Genomic DNA, 14,672 nt, shown 5'->3' on the forward strand with positions numbered 1-14,672 from the left:
CGCAGATGCGTGGAGGGCCACCGCTATTGCAGCAGAGATCGGCAATCCACAACGCGGTTTCGCCCGCCACAATGCTTCGCCATCCGAATTAATCACGCCTCGTCGCGATCGCTACATCGCACTCCCTTGCCAGAGCCAGGCTCTTGCGATTCACGCAGCATAGTTTGAAGCGAGCCCGCTTTTATGCGATGCTAGCCACGCCCCAAACGCAGGGCACGGCAGGTCATCGAACGAGAGGGTGTGAGAGGCAGACCAATCCTGTTGTCCATTCCTTCAGGAGGAGACATGATTGTGTCATTGCAAGCGCGCAGCATTCGCTGTGCCGGCCGCGCGCCCGGCATGCCTGGCTGTCCCAACGGTTTACCGCGGCCTTTGCCTCCCGGCGCCCGCCTGAAGTATCTGCAGCGCGCGGCCGCCGTTTCGGGCTTTGCCTTCCTCTTTGGTCTTTCATCGCTTTGTCATGCGGACACGCAGGTCGGCGGCACGTTGCCGCCCGCACCGGACATACTGTATGGCGAGCTGTTCGTTGCCGTGCAAACGGCACAGATCTATCCGGACCAGAAGACCTTCGTCGACGCAACGCCTAATGCGGACCCCGCCGTCATCGTGCAGCTTTATCAGCAGCAGAAGAACAATCCGGGGTTTTCGCTCGCGAACTTCGTGAACCAGTATTTCACGCCGCCGAGCGAGCCGGTAATCACCCCGCCCGCGAACCAGACGCTGCGCGAGCACATCAACTGGCTGTGGCCCGCTCTCACGCGCACGACCACGAGCGCGCCGCCTAACAGTTCGCTGATCCCGTTGCCGAAGCCCTACGTAGTGCCCGGCGGACGCTTTCGCGAAGGCTACTACTGGGACACCTACTTCACGATGCTCGGCTTGCAGGAAGCCGGCCGCGAAGACCTGGTCGACAACATGCTCGACAACTTCGCATACATGATCGACAAGTTCGGCCATATTCCGAACGGCAATCGCACGTATTACCTCGACCGCTCGCAGCCGCCCTTCTTCTCGCACATGGTGGAGCTCGCGTCCAAAGTGGAAGGCCACGGCGTCTATCAGAAGTACCTGCCTGCGCTGCGCAAGGAATACGGCTACTGGATGCAGGGCGAAAGCTCGACGTCGGCCGGCTCGGCCACGCGCAACGTGGTCGTGATGCCTGACCGCACTGTCCTGAACCGCTATTGGGACGAGCTGGACACGCCGCGCGACGAATCGTATCTGGAGGACATACAGACCGCGCAAAAGGCGACCGGCCGCAATCCGAACGACGTGTACCGCGAATTGCGCGCCACCGCCGAAAGCGGTTGGGACTTCAGTTCGCGCTGGTTCGGCGACAACATGACGCTCGCGACGGTGCGCACCACGTCGATCGTTCCGGTCGATCTGAACAGCCTGATGTTCCACCTGGAGATCAGCATTGCGAAAGGCTGCGGCGAGACGCGCGATTTCCGCTGTGTCGGCGAATTCACGGCACGCGCAGCGAAGCGCGCGCTCGGCATCAACCGCTACCTGTGGAATTCGAACGGCTACTACGGCGACTACGACTGGCAGCTCGGCAAACCACGCGACAACAAGACGGCGGCCATGGTGTTTCCGCTGTTCGTCGGCGCTGCATGGCCGGATCGCGCGAAAAAGACCGCGCAGCAGGTGCAATCGACGTTGCTGCAACCGGGCGGCCTTGTCACGACGACCTACAACACCACGCAACAGTGGGATGCACCGAACGGCTGGGCGCCGCTGCATTGGGTCGCCATTCAGGGCTTGAAGCGCTATGGTCAGGACGCGCTCGCGCAACAGATCGGCACACGTTTTCTCGCCGACGTAAAGGGCGTTTATGCGACCGATAAAAAGCTGGTGGAGAAGTACGTAGTGGAAGGCGCAGGCACCGGCGGTGGCGGCGGAGGCGAATATCCGCTTCAGGACGGCTTTGGCTGGACCAATGGCGTGACGCTGAAACTGCTCGACCTGTACAGTCCGGGCGAATAAGCCAGACGGCAGCGCGCGCCGGGCGGGCACGGGCGGCGCGAGGAGACCACGCTTGGAGGAAGGCGAGTCCGGGCGAGCGTCCGCAATACTGTACAAAAACACAGTATAATGACTCGTATGAACCAGTCATTTCCCGGCGGGCCCGTGCCCGCCCGGCGTTCGATCATGGCGTCCCAGCAAGGACTCTTTGCCCCGGAACCGGTCAGCCTGTTCAGTGACCGTGAAGGCGGAATCCGTTACCTGCCCGAGTCCATCGCGCCGGATATTGCGCAGCAGTGGTTTGTCGAGTTGCTGAACAGCATTGGCTGGAGCAGCCATCAGCGCATGATGTATGAGCGCGAAGTGGCGGTGCCCCGGCTGATCGCCACGTTCCTACGCGAATCGGCGGACCTGCCCGCGCCGCTTGGCGCGGCGTTCGAGGCGGTGCGCTCGCTCGTCGGCGCGCCGTTTAACCGCGTGGGGCTCAACCTGTACCGGGACGAACATGACAGCGTCGCGCCGCACAACGACAAAACCGCCAACCTGGTGCGCGGCGCGCCGATTGCGATCGTGTCGCTCGGCGCCGCGCGGCGCATGACAATCCGCCCGAAAAAAGGTCCCGGCCGCGCCGTGCATGTGGAACTGGAGCCGGGCAGTTGCCTTGTCATGAGCTACGCGTCGCAATTCACGCACGACCACGGCATTCCCAAGCTCGTGGAAAGCGTCGGGCCGCGCATCAGCCTCGCGTTTCGCTGCTACAACGGTCCGCGCGACTAACCGGGCATTGGCGCACGGCTCACACGGCAAAAATGTCCGGATTCTCGAGCAAGGGCACGAATTGACCGGTGCGGCCGTCGAGTGCGAGCATCACCCCGCTCTCGATGTCGAAAATCCAGCCGTGCAGCTGCAGGGTCTTGTTCGCGAGCCCGACCGCAACGGAAGGATGCGTCCGAATGTTCGCCAACTGCGCGACCACGTTGTCCTTGACCAGCGCGTCGAGCCGTTGCGCGGGCGACTCGTAGCTGCGCGACGCGTTGATGGCCTTCGCGGCATCCGCGTGGCGCAGCCAGCCCGCCACTGCCGGCAGGCGCTCCAGGTTGGTGTTGGCCGTGATCGCGGTCATCGCGCCGCAGTTCGAGTGCCCGCATATCACGATGTCGCGCACGCCAAGCACCGCGACCGCATATTCGACCGTCGCCGACACGCCGCCGGGCTCGGGACCATACGAAGGCACGATGTTGCCCGCATTACGAATCACGAAAAGCGCGCCCGGCTCTGCCTGCGTCAGCAGTTCAGGAACCACGCGGCTGTCCGAGCAGGTCACGAAAAGCGTGCTCGGGCTTTGCGCGGTGGACAGGCGCTTGAACAAGGCGCTTTGCTGCGGAAACACTTCGCGTTGAAAGCGGATCAAGCCCTCGATGATTTCCTGCACGATGTTCTCCAGATAGTCGAAGTTACGCGGCGCGCCCCGTTCAGCCAGCTTGTGCATGCTGGCGCCTGCGGCGGCCGCGGGCGGTTCGCGCGACTATACCGCGTTGCGGCGCCCAGGTCAGGTGCGTCCCTCATGCCGCCGCGTGTCTGCCGTGTCAGTCAGGTCCGCGCGTGCCGCGGCGGCATGCCGGCGGCATGTCGGCGGCATGCCGGCGGACCGGCGGACCGGCAAAACCCGTCGTCAAGGGCCTGTCTTGTCGAAGTCGCGCGTTTCCAGTTCCACGGATTGCCCGCCGTTCTTTTCGAGCACGCGCGTCGCGGCCTTCTCAATCTGCGCGCGGTTCGCCTCGAAAGTGCCCACCAGGTCGTGAGCCGACGGTCCGCCGTTGCCGAAATGGTCGTTCAGCGCGTCGAGCGAGACGCTGCACCAGACGTCCTTTCCATCGACATTGGCTTCGAAGGCGACGCGCGCGGCCGCCACCACTTCACGGCGTCCGGTGAATTCGATCCTCATAATGACCCTCCATGTGTCGAAAGAATGTCGTCAGTCGCAAGCGCCGTGCCACGCCGCCACGCCGCCTGCCCGCGTGCGACAGACTGCGCGGATCGCGCGCAAGGTGCATACTCGGAGTCGGCCGCGGCCGATGCGCCGCCTCGCCCGCGCACCTACTATTCTGATACCAACTCCACCCCATGTCCCGCAATCCGCAATCGTCACGCCCTCTGGTCATTGCCGCTGTAATGGCATCCATGGCGATGGTCGCCATTGAAGCCACCATTGTCTCCACCGCCATGCCGCAGATCGTCGCGCAACTCGGCGATCTGCATCTGTATAGCTGGGTCTTCTCGTCGTTTCTGCTCGCTCAAACGGCCATGACCGTGGTGTTCGGCAAGCTCGCTGATCTATACGGCCGCAAGCCGATCGCACTGGCCGGCATCGCCATCTTTCTGCTCGGCTCGGTGCTCGCTGGCTTTGCCTGGTCCATGCCGGCGATGATCGCGTTCCGTCTGATTCAGGGCATTGGCGCAGGCGCGATCCAGCCGGTTACGCTCACCATTGTCGCGGACCTTTACCCCGCACGCGAACGCGGCAAGGTGCAGGGCTATCTCGCGAGCGTCTGGGCGATTGCCGCGGTTATCGGGCCGATGGTCGGCGGCTTCATCATCCACAACATGTCGTGGGCGTGGATCTTCTGGATGAACGTGCCGATCGGCCTCGCATCGGCGGCAGGCTTCATTGCGTTCCTGCGCGAGTCCGAGCGGCACGCGCGCCCTTCCATCGACTTCGCGGGCGCCGCGCTTTTCATGGCCGCCATCGCCGCGTTGATGACCGCGCTCACCTACGCGGGCGACGACGACCTCGCGCATGCATCGATGGCTGCGGGTGCATTCGTCGTGTGTCTGCTGCTGTTCGTGCTGCAGGAGCGCCGCGCGAGCGAGCCGATGATCTCGTTCGCGCTGTGGAGCCGCCGCCCGATCGCCGCGTGCAACGGCGCGACGTTGCTCTCCGGCATGATCCTGATGGGCTCGACCACGTTTCTGCCGATGTACGTGCAAGGCGTGCTGAACCGCTCGCCCGTGATTGCCGGCCTCGCGCTCACGATGATGATGGTCGGCTGGCCGACCGGCGCCACGCTCGCGGCGAAGGCGTTTCACCGTATCGGCTTGCGGCGCATGCTGATTGGCGGCAGCGCGTTCATTCCCGTCGGCGCGGTGCTGCTGCTCTTTCTCGCACCGGGCGGCTCGCCGGTGGTCGCGGGCCTGGGTTCGCTCGTCATGGGCTTCGGCATGGGCATTTCGAGCGTCAGTTGCCTCATGCTGATCCAGGAGATCGTGAAGATGGACGAACGCGGCAGCGCGACCGCGTCGAACCTGTTCTCGCGCAACCTCGGCAGTACGCTTGGCGCGACCCTTTTCGGCGCGGTGCTGAACTTCGGTCTGAGCCATTCGCAAGGCAGCGCGGTGGTGACCTCCGATCAACTGAAGAGCCTGCTGCAGAACCAGGCGGCGAACTTCGCCGGCAGCGAGGCCGTGCGCACGGTGCTGCATCAGTCGCTGCACCTGACCTTCGTGTCGCTCTTCGCGATTGCGATTTTCGTCGTCGTGCTGCTCGCGCTGGTGCCGGCCATCAACATTGGCGGCGAGAAAAAGATGCCGCTAGAAGCGCTCGCGCCGCTCGAAGACTGAGCCGTTCAGACGCCAGCGCCGTGATCGCCGCCACCAAGGTGTGAGCGAGTTGCAGGCGCTGCGAGCACCCTGTCAGCTTTTGGCGTACAGCGTGGAGTTGGCAAAGCCCTCGGCGGCCAGCACGTCTCCAACCAGAATCAACGCCGTGCGTTCTATCTGCGTCGACTGAATCTTGCCGAGAATATCGTCGAGCGTGCCGGTGATCTTTTCCTCGTCCGGCCAGCTCGCGCGATACACCACCGCAACGGGACACGCGCCGCCGTAATGTGGCCGTAACTCGTCGACGATACGCGCGAGGTGCCGCACGCCGAGGTGAATCGCCATCGTCGCCCGATGCCGCGCGAGGTCGGCGAGTTGCTCGCCTTCGGGCATGGCGGTTCGGGTCGCGTAACGCGTGAGAATGAGCGTTTGCGAAATGCCGGGCAACGTAAGCTCGCAGCCGAGCGTCGCCGCGCATGCAGCCGTGGCGGTTACGCCCGGCACGATTTCATACGGTATCGCGAGCTCGCGCAGTCTGCGAATCTGTTCGCCGATCGCGCCATACAACGACGGGTCGCCGGAATGCACGCGCGCCACGTCCTGGCCGTTCCTGTGCGCGCGCTCGAGCAAGGCCACGATCTGCTCGAGGTCGAGTTCGGCGGTGTTCACCACTTCGAGCGCCGAATGTCCTTCGAGCACCGCTGCCGGCACCAGAGACCCCGCATAAAGAATCACCGGGCAGCTGCGCACGAGGCGCTGCCCCTTCACCGTAATCAGTTCGGGGTCCCCAGGACCCGCGCCGATAAAAAACACCGTCATTCAAGACTCCATGATTGATGCTGACCGTTCAGTCCGGCAGACCGAGCGCCGCGAGCAGATCCGTCGTGCTGGGGAATTCGCGCTCCACCGCTGGCAACGCAGGCCGGCGCAGCATCACGACGGGCAAGCCGCGCTCGCGTGCGACTTCGAGCTTCGCTTCAGTCGCGCTGCCGCCGCTATTCTTGCTGATGAGCACGTCGAAGCCTTGCAGCGCGAAGAGCGCGCGCTCGCCTTCCAGCGTGAACGGCCCGCGCGCCGCAAGAATGCGGGCACGCGGCGTATCGGCATGCGAGTCGAGGCAGCGCACGAACCAGAACTGATGCGCGGGAATTTCGTCCAGATGTGCGAGCGGCTCGCGCCCGAGCGTGAAGAGCGGGCGTCTGAACGCAGCCAGTGCCGCCGTGAGTTCGTCCCAGTTGCCGACCATGCGCCAGTCGTCGCCCGGTTGCGGCTGCCATGCGGGCCGGCGCAAAGCCCAGCAGGGCACGCGAGCGGCGCGCGCCGCCAACGCCGCGTTGGCGCTCATTTGCGCCGCGTACGGGTGCGTGGCGTCGATCACAAGGCCAATCGCTTCCTGTTCGATGTAGCGCTGCAAGCCCTCTGCGCCGCCAAAGCCGCCCACGCGCACCGTGCAGCGCAGATCGTCGGGCACCTTGCCGAGCCCGGCGAGACTGTACACGTCGCGGGCAGACAAGTGCCGCGCGATCCGCAACGCGTCGCCGGTGCCGCCCAGCAGCAGCACCCGCGTCATCGCGCGGCTCCGATCAGATTGCCTTGCCGGTCAATGGCGAACATTTCGACCTGCACCTGCGGCGGCACGATTTCGCGCGCCACGTGCAGCGCATGCTGACAGACGATGTCGGCGAGCGGCACCTGCTGCGCATGCGCGAGCGCTACCGCCTGCTGACTGGTATTGGCCGCGCGAATAGCGGCTTGCAGCGTCGCGTCGGCGCCGTGTTCGGCGGCCCAGCTCGCGAGGCATGCGAGGTCGATGCTCGAACTGCGGCTATGCAGGTCCAGATGCCCGGCCGCGAGCTTGCTGAGCTTGCCGAAGCCGCCGCAAATACTGAGGCGCTCGACCGGCGCGCGTTTCATGTGCTTTAACACTGCGCCGACAAAATCGCCCATTTCGATCAGCGCTATGTCCGGCAAGCCGTAGTGCGCGCGCATTGCATCTTCGCTCGCGTTGCCGGTGCAGGCGGCCAGATGCATATAGCCATTGGCGCGCGCGACGTCGATACCCTGATGAATCGACGCGATATAGGCGGAGCACGAAAACGGCCGCACGATACCCGTCGTGCCCAGTATCGAGAGCCCGCCGAGAATGCCGAGCCGCGGGTTCATGGTTTTCTGCGCGAGCGCTTCACCGCCCTCCACGCCGATCGTCACGTCGAAACCGCCGCGATAGCCGTGCTCGGCTGCCAGTTCCGCGAGGTGCTCGGTCATCATCTTGCGCGGCACCGGGTTGATGGCCGGCTCGCCGACCGCGAGCGTGAGGCCCGCGCGCGTCACCGTGCCGACGCCCGGCCCTGCGCGAAACACCACCCCCGGCCCTGGAACGAGCCGAACCCGCGCGAACACCAGCGCGCCATGCGTGACGTCGGGATCGTCGCCGGCGTCCTTGATCGTGCCGGCTTCGGCGCCGTCATCGGTCAGGCGGCAGAACACGAGCGGCATGGGTACGTGCTGCCCCTTCGGCAGCACGATCTCGGCGACCTCGCTCCCCACGCCCGCGAGCAGCAGACGCGCCGCCGCCAGCGAGGTCGCGGTGGCGCAACTGCCGGTCGTGTAGCCGCTGCGCAGCGGCGCGGGTTGTTCGGGGGTCTCGTCGCGCATCGCAGTCAAGCGCAGGGATTGCGCGATGGGTCGCTTGCCGCACCCGCAGCGTCGCGAGGTTTCACCACCTCCAGCAACGTGATCGGCAACGCCTGCCGCCACGTATCGAACCCGCCGAGCGGTTGCGCGTCGGCCAGCGCGATGCGCGTGAGCGTGCCGCCGTGGCGCTCGCGCCACGCAGCGAGCGCGGCCTCGCCCTGCAACGTGACCGCATTCGCAACCAGCCGGCCGCCGTCGCGCAGACTCGCCCAGCATGCTTCGAGCACACCGGGCGCCGTCACGCCGCCGCCGATGAAAATCGCGTCCGGCGCGGGCAGCCCTGCCAGCGCTTGCGGCGCGCGGCCCGCGACGAGTTGCAGACCGGGCACGCCCAACGCGTCGCGATTGTGTTCGATGAAGCGCTGCCGCTCCGCATGGGCTTCCACGGCAATCGCGCGGCAGGCCGGATGCGCGCGCATCCATTCGATGCCGATGGAGCCGCTGCCCGCGCCCACGTCCCATAGCAATTCGCCGGGCGCCGGGGCGAGACGCGCGAGCGTGATGGCGCGCACGTCGCGTTTGGTCAACTGGCCGTCGTGACGAAAGGCGTCGTCGGGTAAGCCGCAGGTGAGCGGCAGACGCGGCGCGCCTTCCGTCGCGCGGCATTCGAGCGCGATCAGGTTGAGCGCGGCGCTCTGCTCTGTGGACCATTGATCCGCGCGGCCGTCGATGCGTCGCTCGGCGTCGCCGCCCAGATGTTCGAGCACGGTCATGCGCGTCGCGCCGAAGCCGCGCGCGCTCAGCAAGGCCGCAAGGGCTGCCGGCGTGCCACCGTCCGCGCTCAATACGAACATGCGGGCGCCGTCGTGCAACTGAGCATTCACAGCCGATAAAGGCCGGCCGACCAGCGACACCGTGGCCACCTCCTGCAACGGCCAGCCGAGGCGCGCAGCGGCGAGCGACAGCGACGAAGGCGCCGGCAGCACGCGCAGTTCGTCAGCCGGCAACTGCCGCGTGAGCGTTGCGCCGACGCCGAACAGCATCGGATCGCCGCTTGCGAGCACGCACACCGGGCGGCCCCGCTGTGCAAGCAGCGGCGCGAGATCGAACGGCCGCGGCCACGCGGCGCGGCGTGCGGCAAGCCGCGCCGGCAACATCGACAGATGACGCTCGCCGCCGTAAATCACCGACGCCTCGAGCAACGCACGCCGCGCGGGCCGTCCCAAACCGGCGAAGCCGTCGTCGCCTATGCCCACTACCGTCAGCCACGCCGGCATGCATCCTTCCTCATGTGGTATCTCAAACAATGCGCTGCGCCACGCCGGTCAAAGCGTCCAGCCTCGTTGTGCCATCCGAAAAAAGGCATAATACAGCCGCCGGTGCCCTTCGGGGCCTAACAGGGAACACAGCGCAGAACAGATTGCGCTGTGGCTGCCCCCGCAACTGTATGCAGCGAGTCCGCCTGCGCTCAACGCCACTGGTTTAACCGGGAAGGCCGCGACGGACGACGACCTGCGAGCCAGGAGACCTGCCGGCGAGACTGTTCGTGCCAGCCAACATCGGGCGGGGTGTACCGATGCCGCAGCCAGGCCGCTTCATGGCTTGCTCGGGCCGTCGCGCGACGCTAACCGCGGTGTCCGTCTTGAATCCAGTCTGCTCCTCTGCTGTCCTGCCCGACGCGGCCCTTGCGCTGCGGCCCTCGGCATGCCCGGGGCTCGTGCGGATCGTCGCCGCGCGCGACGGCGGCATCTGCCGGATCAAGCTGCCGGGCGGCGAACTGGGCGCGGCGCAGGCAGAAGCGATTGCGCACGCGAGCGCGCGGCATGCGGCGGGTGTGATCGAGCTGACGAATCGGGCCAATCTGCAACTGCGCGGAGTTCGCGGCGGCGACGAAGCGGCGCTGACCGCGGCGTTGGTCGAGGCGGGTCTCGGGCCGATGGCCACAGCCGGTTTCGACGGCGGTGCCGATGCTGGGGCCGCTTCGTTTCCCGACTTGGGCGGCGTGAGTGCTGCGGGTGCAGCGGGTGCAGCGAGTGCCGCGAGTGCCGCGAGTGCTGTGAGTACTGCGGGTGAAGCAGGTGCCGCAAGCACCATGAGCACCCTACCCGCCCCCACCGCTCTCACCCCCAGCGCCGCCGACGACATCCGCAACGTGATGATCAGCCCCACGGCGGGCCGCGACCCGTCCGCTCTCTTCGACACCCGACCGCTTTGCGCGGCATTGCTCGGGCTGCTGCAAAGCGACGCACGGTTCGCGGCGCTGTCGCCGAAATTCGCGCTGCTGGTGGACGGCGGTGAGCGGCTTGCGCGGCTCGATCATCCACATGACGTGTGGCTCGCGGCATCGCAGGATGCTTGCGGCGAGATCCGCTTCGTGTTCGGCCTCGCGGGTTGCCCGCCCGTCAACGCAACCGGCCAGGCAGGCGCGTTGTCTTCAGTGCGGCCTGCGCAGGTTGCGGCGCTCGTGCGCGCGCTGCTGCACACGTTTCTCGACCTTGCCGCCGCCGACGCCACACGCATGCGGCATCTTCTCACCACGCATTGCGTCGACGCCGTCTTGCAGCATGCGCAACGCTACGTCGACTTCCCTTTGCAGCGCGACGCAGCCCTCGCGCAATGGCAACGCAGCACCGCCGCCGAGCCCGCCTTGCGCGTCGGCGCCCATGCACAACGCGACGCGGGAACCTGGCATGTGGGCGGCCAGCCGTTTCTCGGCCGCATTGACGCAAGCACGTTGCAGCGCCTCGCCGCGCTCGCGCGGCAACACGGCAACGCGACGCTGCACATTACGCCGTGGCAAAGCGTGCTGCTGCCCGACATCGGCACACAGGCGGTGCCTGCCGTGCTTGCCGCACTGACCAGGCTGGGCTTCGCTTGCGATGCCAGCGACCCGGCCGCACGGCTTATTGCGTGTGCCGGTTCGAGCGGTTGCGCGAGAAGCCTCGCCGACACCAAGACGGATGCGCTCACGCTCGCGAGGCGCCTGCCCGCCGCCGCCCAGGTGCACCTGAGCGGTTGCCCGCGCTCCTGCGCCGCCGCGCATCGCGCGCCGTTCACACTGCTCGCGGTGGCACCAGGCATTTACGACCTATATCGACGCAACGCACAGCCGGGCTTCGGCGAATGCGTCGCGCGCCGACTGACTATCGAGCAGGCCGCCGACGCGCTTGCGCCGCTCGCCAGCAGTGAACCGAGGCATGACCCAGATGAGTAACACCAATGCTTGACTACATACGCGACGGCGCGGAGATCTACCGCCAGTCTTTCGCGACGATCCGCGCCGAAGCGGACCTGTCGCGCATCCCCGCCGACCTGGAGAAGCTCGCCGTGCGTGTGATCCACGCATGCGGAATGGTCGACGTGATCGACGATCTCGCGTTCTCGCCGCAGGCCGGCACAGCGGGCCGTCTGGCGCTTGCACAAGGCGCGCCGATTCTTTGCGACGCCGGCATGGTCGCGCAGGGCATCACGCGCGCACGGCTGCCCGCAAACAACGACGTGATCTGCACGCTCACGGACGAACGGGTGCCCGAACTCGCTCGCACGCTCGGCAATACGCGCTCGGCTGCGGCGCTCGAATTGTGGCGCCCGCGCCTCGCCGGCAGCGTCGTCGTGATCGGCAATGCGCCGACGGCGCTGTTCCATCTGCTCGACATGCTCGATGCGGGCGCGCCGCAGCCCGCGCTGATTCTCGGCTTTCCGGTGGGATTCGTCGGCGCGGCGGAATCGAAAGCGCTGCTCGCAGCCGACAGCCGCGGCGTGCCGTATGTCGTCGTGCACGGCCGGCGAGGCGGCAGCGCGATGGCTGCGGCAGCGGTCAACGCACTCGCGACGGAGGCCGAATGACAGGCGCGCGGCAACCCGGCGGGCGTCTCTTCGGACTGGGCGTCGGTCCCGGCGACCCCGAACTCATCACGCTCAAGGCGCTGCGTCTGCTGAAGGCCGCGCCGGTGGTCGCGTACTTCGTCGCGAAAGGCAAGAAGGGCAACGCGTTCAGCATTATCGAGGCCCATTTGCACGACGGCCAGCAGCGCCTGCCACTCGTCTACCCCGTGACGACCGAGGCGCTCGAGCCGCCGCTTTCGTATGAAGCGATCATCGCGGACTTCTACGACACCGCGGCGCAGATCGTCGGCGCACATCTCGATGCGGGCCGCGACGTGGCCGTGATCTGCGAGGGCGACCCGTTCTTCTACGGCTCGTATATGTATCTGCACGACCGGCTCGCCGAGCGCTACGAAACCGATGTGGTGCCGGGCGTGTGCTCGATGCTCGGCGGCGCGGCCGTGCTGGGCGCGCCTCTCGTGTATCGCAACCAGAGCCTGTCGGTGCTGTCGGGCGTGCTGCCCGAAGACGAACTGCGGCGCCGTCTCGCCGATGCCGACGCCGCCGTCGTCATGAAGCTCGGCCGCAATTTCGACAAGGTGCGGCGCGTGCTGGTCGAGCTTGGCCTCGCGCATCGTGCGTTGTATGTGGAGCGCGCGACGATGGGCAATCAACGCATCGTGCCGCTTGCCGAAGTCGACCCGATGGCGTCGCCGTATTTCTCGCTGCTCGTGGTGCCGGGGGAAAAATGGCAAGGATGACGCCGCCCGCCGTCGTGATTCTGGGCGCGGGCGCGCTCGCTACCGCGCGGCGCATCCAGGCGCTGTATCCAGGCTCGCAGGTGCACGCGCTGCGCGAGCGCGTGCAGGCCGAAACGGTCGATGTCGCCTATAGCGAACTCGGCGCGCACCTGCGCGAGCTGTATGCGCGCGGCACGCCGATCGTCGCGTTGTGCGCGGCCGGCATCGTGATCCGCTGCGTCGCGCCGCTGCTGTCGAACAAGGGCGCGGAACCGGCTGTGCTGGCCGTCGCCGAAGACGGCAGCGCGGTGGTGCCGCTGCTCGGCGGCCTCGCTGGCGTGAACGTGATGGCTCGCGAAATTGCCGCCGCGCTCGCCGTCGCACCGGCCATTACGACGAGCGGTGAGCTCAGGTTCGGCACCTGTGTGCTCAATCCGCCGCCGGGTTACGCGCTCGCGGACATCGGTCAGGGCAAGCGCTTCGTGTCGGACCTGCTGGCGGGCGCGAGCACGCGGATCGAAGGCGACGCGCCCTGGCTCGACGACGCGCAACTGCCCCGCTCGGCCCGCGCACGGCTCGCGATTCGCATCACGCCGCGCGCGTGGGACGGGCGCGAGGACGAGCTCGTGATTCACCCGCGCAGCGTGGTTGCAGCGGTGATCCTGCAAACCGGAGAGGCGTGCAGCGCTTCCTCGATCGCGGACCGCGTGCGCGCCTCACTGGACGCGCACGGCCTTGCCACGCTGTCGCTCGCCGCGTTGCTGGCAGCGCCGGAAGAGATGACGAACGCGGCGCTCGCCGACGCCGCAGCAAGTCTAGGCGTGCCGCTGCGCTTTGCCGGACGGTTTGCTGGACGCTTTGCCGAAGGCCGAGCCAAAAGCGAGGTCGCAAGCCGGGCCGAAAGCCAGGCCGAAGCACCGGCCGAAGCACCGGCCGAAAGCGGGGCCCAAAGACAGGCCGAACCGCGGGCCGCTCAAGCTCATATGGAATACAGCAGTTCACCAACAAGCCTGTTGCAAGCCGCGCTGCGCATCCCTTACGAAACGCTGCCCCGCGAGCACGACAAGCACGACAAGCACGACGCGCACGACAAAGGCGTCGCGCTCGCCCTTTCGCCTGTTGCGATCGACCCCGACACGATAGGCCGCGCGCGCGGCCGGCTGACCGTGATCGGCCTCGGCCCCGGCAGCGCCGCGTTGATGGTGCCCGCCGCGCGCCGCGCGCTCGACGAAGCCTCCGACATTCTCGGCTACGAGACCTACGTGAAAATGGCCGGGCCGCTGCGCGCCGATCAGCGTGTGCACGGCACGGACAACCGCGAGGAGATGCAGCGCGCACGCCACGCGTTCGAACTCGCGAGTGAAGGACGCTCGGTGGTCATGGTGTCGTCCGGCGACCCTGGCGTGTTCGCGATGGCCGCGGCCGTGCTCGAAGCGCTCGACACCTCCGGCGACCCCGCGTGGGCCGCCGTCGACCTGCGCATCCTGCCCGGCGTCTCCGCGGCGATGGCCACCGCTGCGCAAGCCGGCGCGCCGCTCGGCCACGACTTCTGCATGCTCTCGCTGTCGGACAATCTGAAGCCGTGGAGCATCATCGAGCAACGCCTGCGGCATGCAGCGCAAGCCGACCTCGTCATGGCGTTCTACAACCCGATCTCGCGCGCGCGGCCGTGGCAACTGGACAAGGCGCTCGACATCGTGCGCGAATACCGCGCGCCCACCACTCAGGTGGTGCTCGGGCGCGACATCGGCAGGCCGGGCGCGACACTGCGCACGCTGACGCTCGCCGAACTGCGTTCAACCGACGTGGACATGCGCACAATGGTGATCGTGGGCTCGTCGACCACGCGGCAGTTCACCAAAGGCGCGCAGTGGGTCTACACGCCGCGCTGGTACACATGAAGCGCGG

At 66.9% G+C, this 14,672-nt stretch carries 13 protein-coding genes and 1 riboswitch; of the genes, 7 read left to right on the forward strand and 6 right to left on the reverse strand.

Annotated features, from left to right (window positions below):
* Window positions 1–285: 285 nt before the first annotated feature.
* Window positions 286–1,989 carry an alpha,alpha-trehalase TreA gene (gene treA, locus JNB89_RS00530; protein ID WP_220360850.1) on the forward strand — a complete coding sequence of 568 codons (1,704 nt, stop codon included), beginning with the start codon at window positions 286–288 and terminating at the stop codon, window positions 1,987–1,989.
* A 165-nt stretch (window positions 1,990–2,154) separates the two neighbouring features.
* On the forward strand, window positions 2,155–2,745 hold the full coding sequence (locus JNB89_RS00535) for an alpha-ketoglutarate-dependent dioxygenase AlkB (RefSeq protein WP_198140001.1): 591 nt from the start codon (window positions 2,155–2,157) through the stop codon (window positions 2,743–2,745).
* Between the two features lie 19 nt (window positions 2,746–2,764).
* On the opposite strand, the gene JNB89_RS00540 is transcribed toward JNB89_RS00535, so the two are convergent.
* Window positions 2,765–3,400, reverse strand: coding sequence for a carbonic anhydrase (locus JNB89_RS00540; RefSeq protein ID WP_013341208.1), 636 nt, complete (start codon window positions 3,398–3,400; stop codon window positions 2,765–2,767).
* A gap of 240 nt (window positions 3,401–3,640) precedes the next feature.
* Complete coding sequence (locus JNB89_RS00545) at window positions 3,641–3,913, reverse strand: DUF1488 domain-containing protein (RefSeq protein ID WP_013341209.1); 273 nt, start codon at window positions 3,911–3,913, stop codon at window positions 3,641–3,643.
* Between the two features lie 179 nt (window positions 3,914–4,092).
* Between JNB89_RS00545 and JNB89_RS00550 the strand changes: the two genes are divergently transcribed.
* Window positions 4,093–5,586 carry an MDR family MFS transporter gene (locus JNB89_RS00550; RefSeq protein WP_220360851.1) on the forward strand — a complete coding sequence of 498 codons (1,494 nt, stop codon included), beginning with the start codon at window positions 4,093–4,095 and terminating at the stop codon, window positions 5,584–5,586.
* A 72-nt stretch (window positions 5,587–5,658) separates the two neighbouring features.
* Here the strand turns inward: JNB89_RS00550 and cobM are convergent, their stop codons facing one another.
* Genes cobM through cbiE form a run of 4 tightly spaced genes read right to left on the reverse strand, consistent with a single transcriptional unit; the run spans window position 5,659 to window position 9,476 of the window.
* Complete coding sequence (cobM, locus tag JNB89_RS00555) at window positions 5,659–6,384, reverse strand: precorrin-4 C(11)-methyltransferase (protein ID WP_220360852.1); 726 nt, start codon at window positions 6,382–6,384, stop codon at window positions 5,659–5,661.
* Window positions 6,385–6,412: 28 nt separating this feature from the next.
* The gene (locus JNB89_RS00560; RefSeq protein ID WP_220360853.1) at window positions 6,413–7,135 is read right to left on the reverse strand and encodes a cobalt-precorrin-6A reductase; all 723 of its coding nucleotides are present in this window, start codon (window positions 7,133–7,135) and stop codon (window positions 6,413–6,415) included.
* Window positions 7,132–8,220: a cobalt-precorrin-5B (C(1))-methyltransferase gene (locus JNB89_RS00565; RefSeq protein WP_220360854.1), complete on the reverse strand. Its 1,089-nt coding sequence runs from the start codon at window positions 8,218–8,220 to the stop codon at window positions 7,132–7,134. Before JNB89_RS00565 ends, JNB89_RS00560 begins: the two co-directional genes overlap by 4 nt.
* 5 nt (window positions 8,221–8,225) lie before the next feature.
* Window positions 8,226–9,476, reverse strand: a complete 1,251-nt coding sequence (gene cbiE / locus JNB89_RS00570; RefSeq protein ID WP_220360855.1) for a precorrin-6y C5,15-methyltransferase (decarboxylating) subunit CbiE — start codon at window positions 9,474–9,476, stop codon at window positions 8,226–8,228.
* Between the two features lie 83 nt (window positions 9,477–9,559).
* Window positions 9,560–9,749, forward strand: a riboswitch (cobalamin riboswitch).
* Between the two features lie 92 nt (window positions 9,750–9,841).
* Here cbiE and cobG point away from each other — a divergent pair.
* From cobG to cobJ, 4 genes are read left to right on the forward strand one after another with little or no spacing between them, the layout of a single operon-like run.
* On the forward strand, window positions 9,842–11,413 hold the full coding sequence (cobG, locus tag JNB89_RS00575; protein ID WP_276572766.1) for a precorrin-3B synthase: 1,572 nt from the start codon (window positions 9,842–9,844) through the stop codon (window positions 11,411–11,413).
* Between the two features lie 5 nt (window positions 11,414–11,418).
* Entirely contained in the window at window positions 11,419–12,045 is a 627-nt protein-coding gene (locus tag JNB89_RS00580) for a precorrin-8X methylmutase (protein WP_135892069.1), read from the forward strand.
* On the forward strand, window positions 12,042–12,785 hold the full coding sequence (locus JNB89_RS00585; RefSeq protein WP_220360856.1) for a precorrin-2 C(20)-methyltransferase: 744 nt from the start codon (window positions 12,042–12,044) through the stop codon (window positions 12,783–12,785). Before JNB89_RS00580 ends, JNB89_RS00585 begins: the two co-directional genes overlap by 4 nt.
* The gene (gene cobJ / locus JNB89_RS00590) at window positions 12,782–14,665 is read left to right on the forward strand and encodes a precorrin-3B C(17)-methyltransferase (RefSeq protein ID WP_220361248.1); all 1,884 of its coding nucleotides are present in this window, start codon (window positions 12,782–12,784) and stop codon (window positions 14,663–14,665) included. Before JNB89_RS00585 ends, cobJ begins: the two co-directional genes overlap by 4 nt.
* Window positions 14,666–14,672 lie beyond the last annotated feature (7 nt).

It is taken from the genome of Paraburkholderia phenoliruptrix (genome assembly GCF_019511605.1).
Taxonomy (GTDB): domain Bacteria; phylum Pseudomonadota; class Gammaproteobacteria; order Burkholderiales; family Burkholderiaceae; genus Paraburkholderia; species Paraburkholderia phenoliruptrix_A.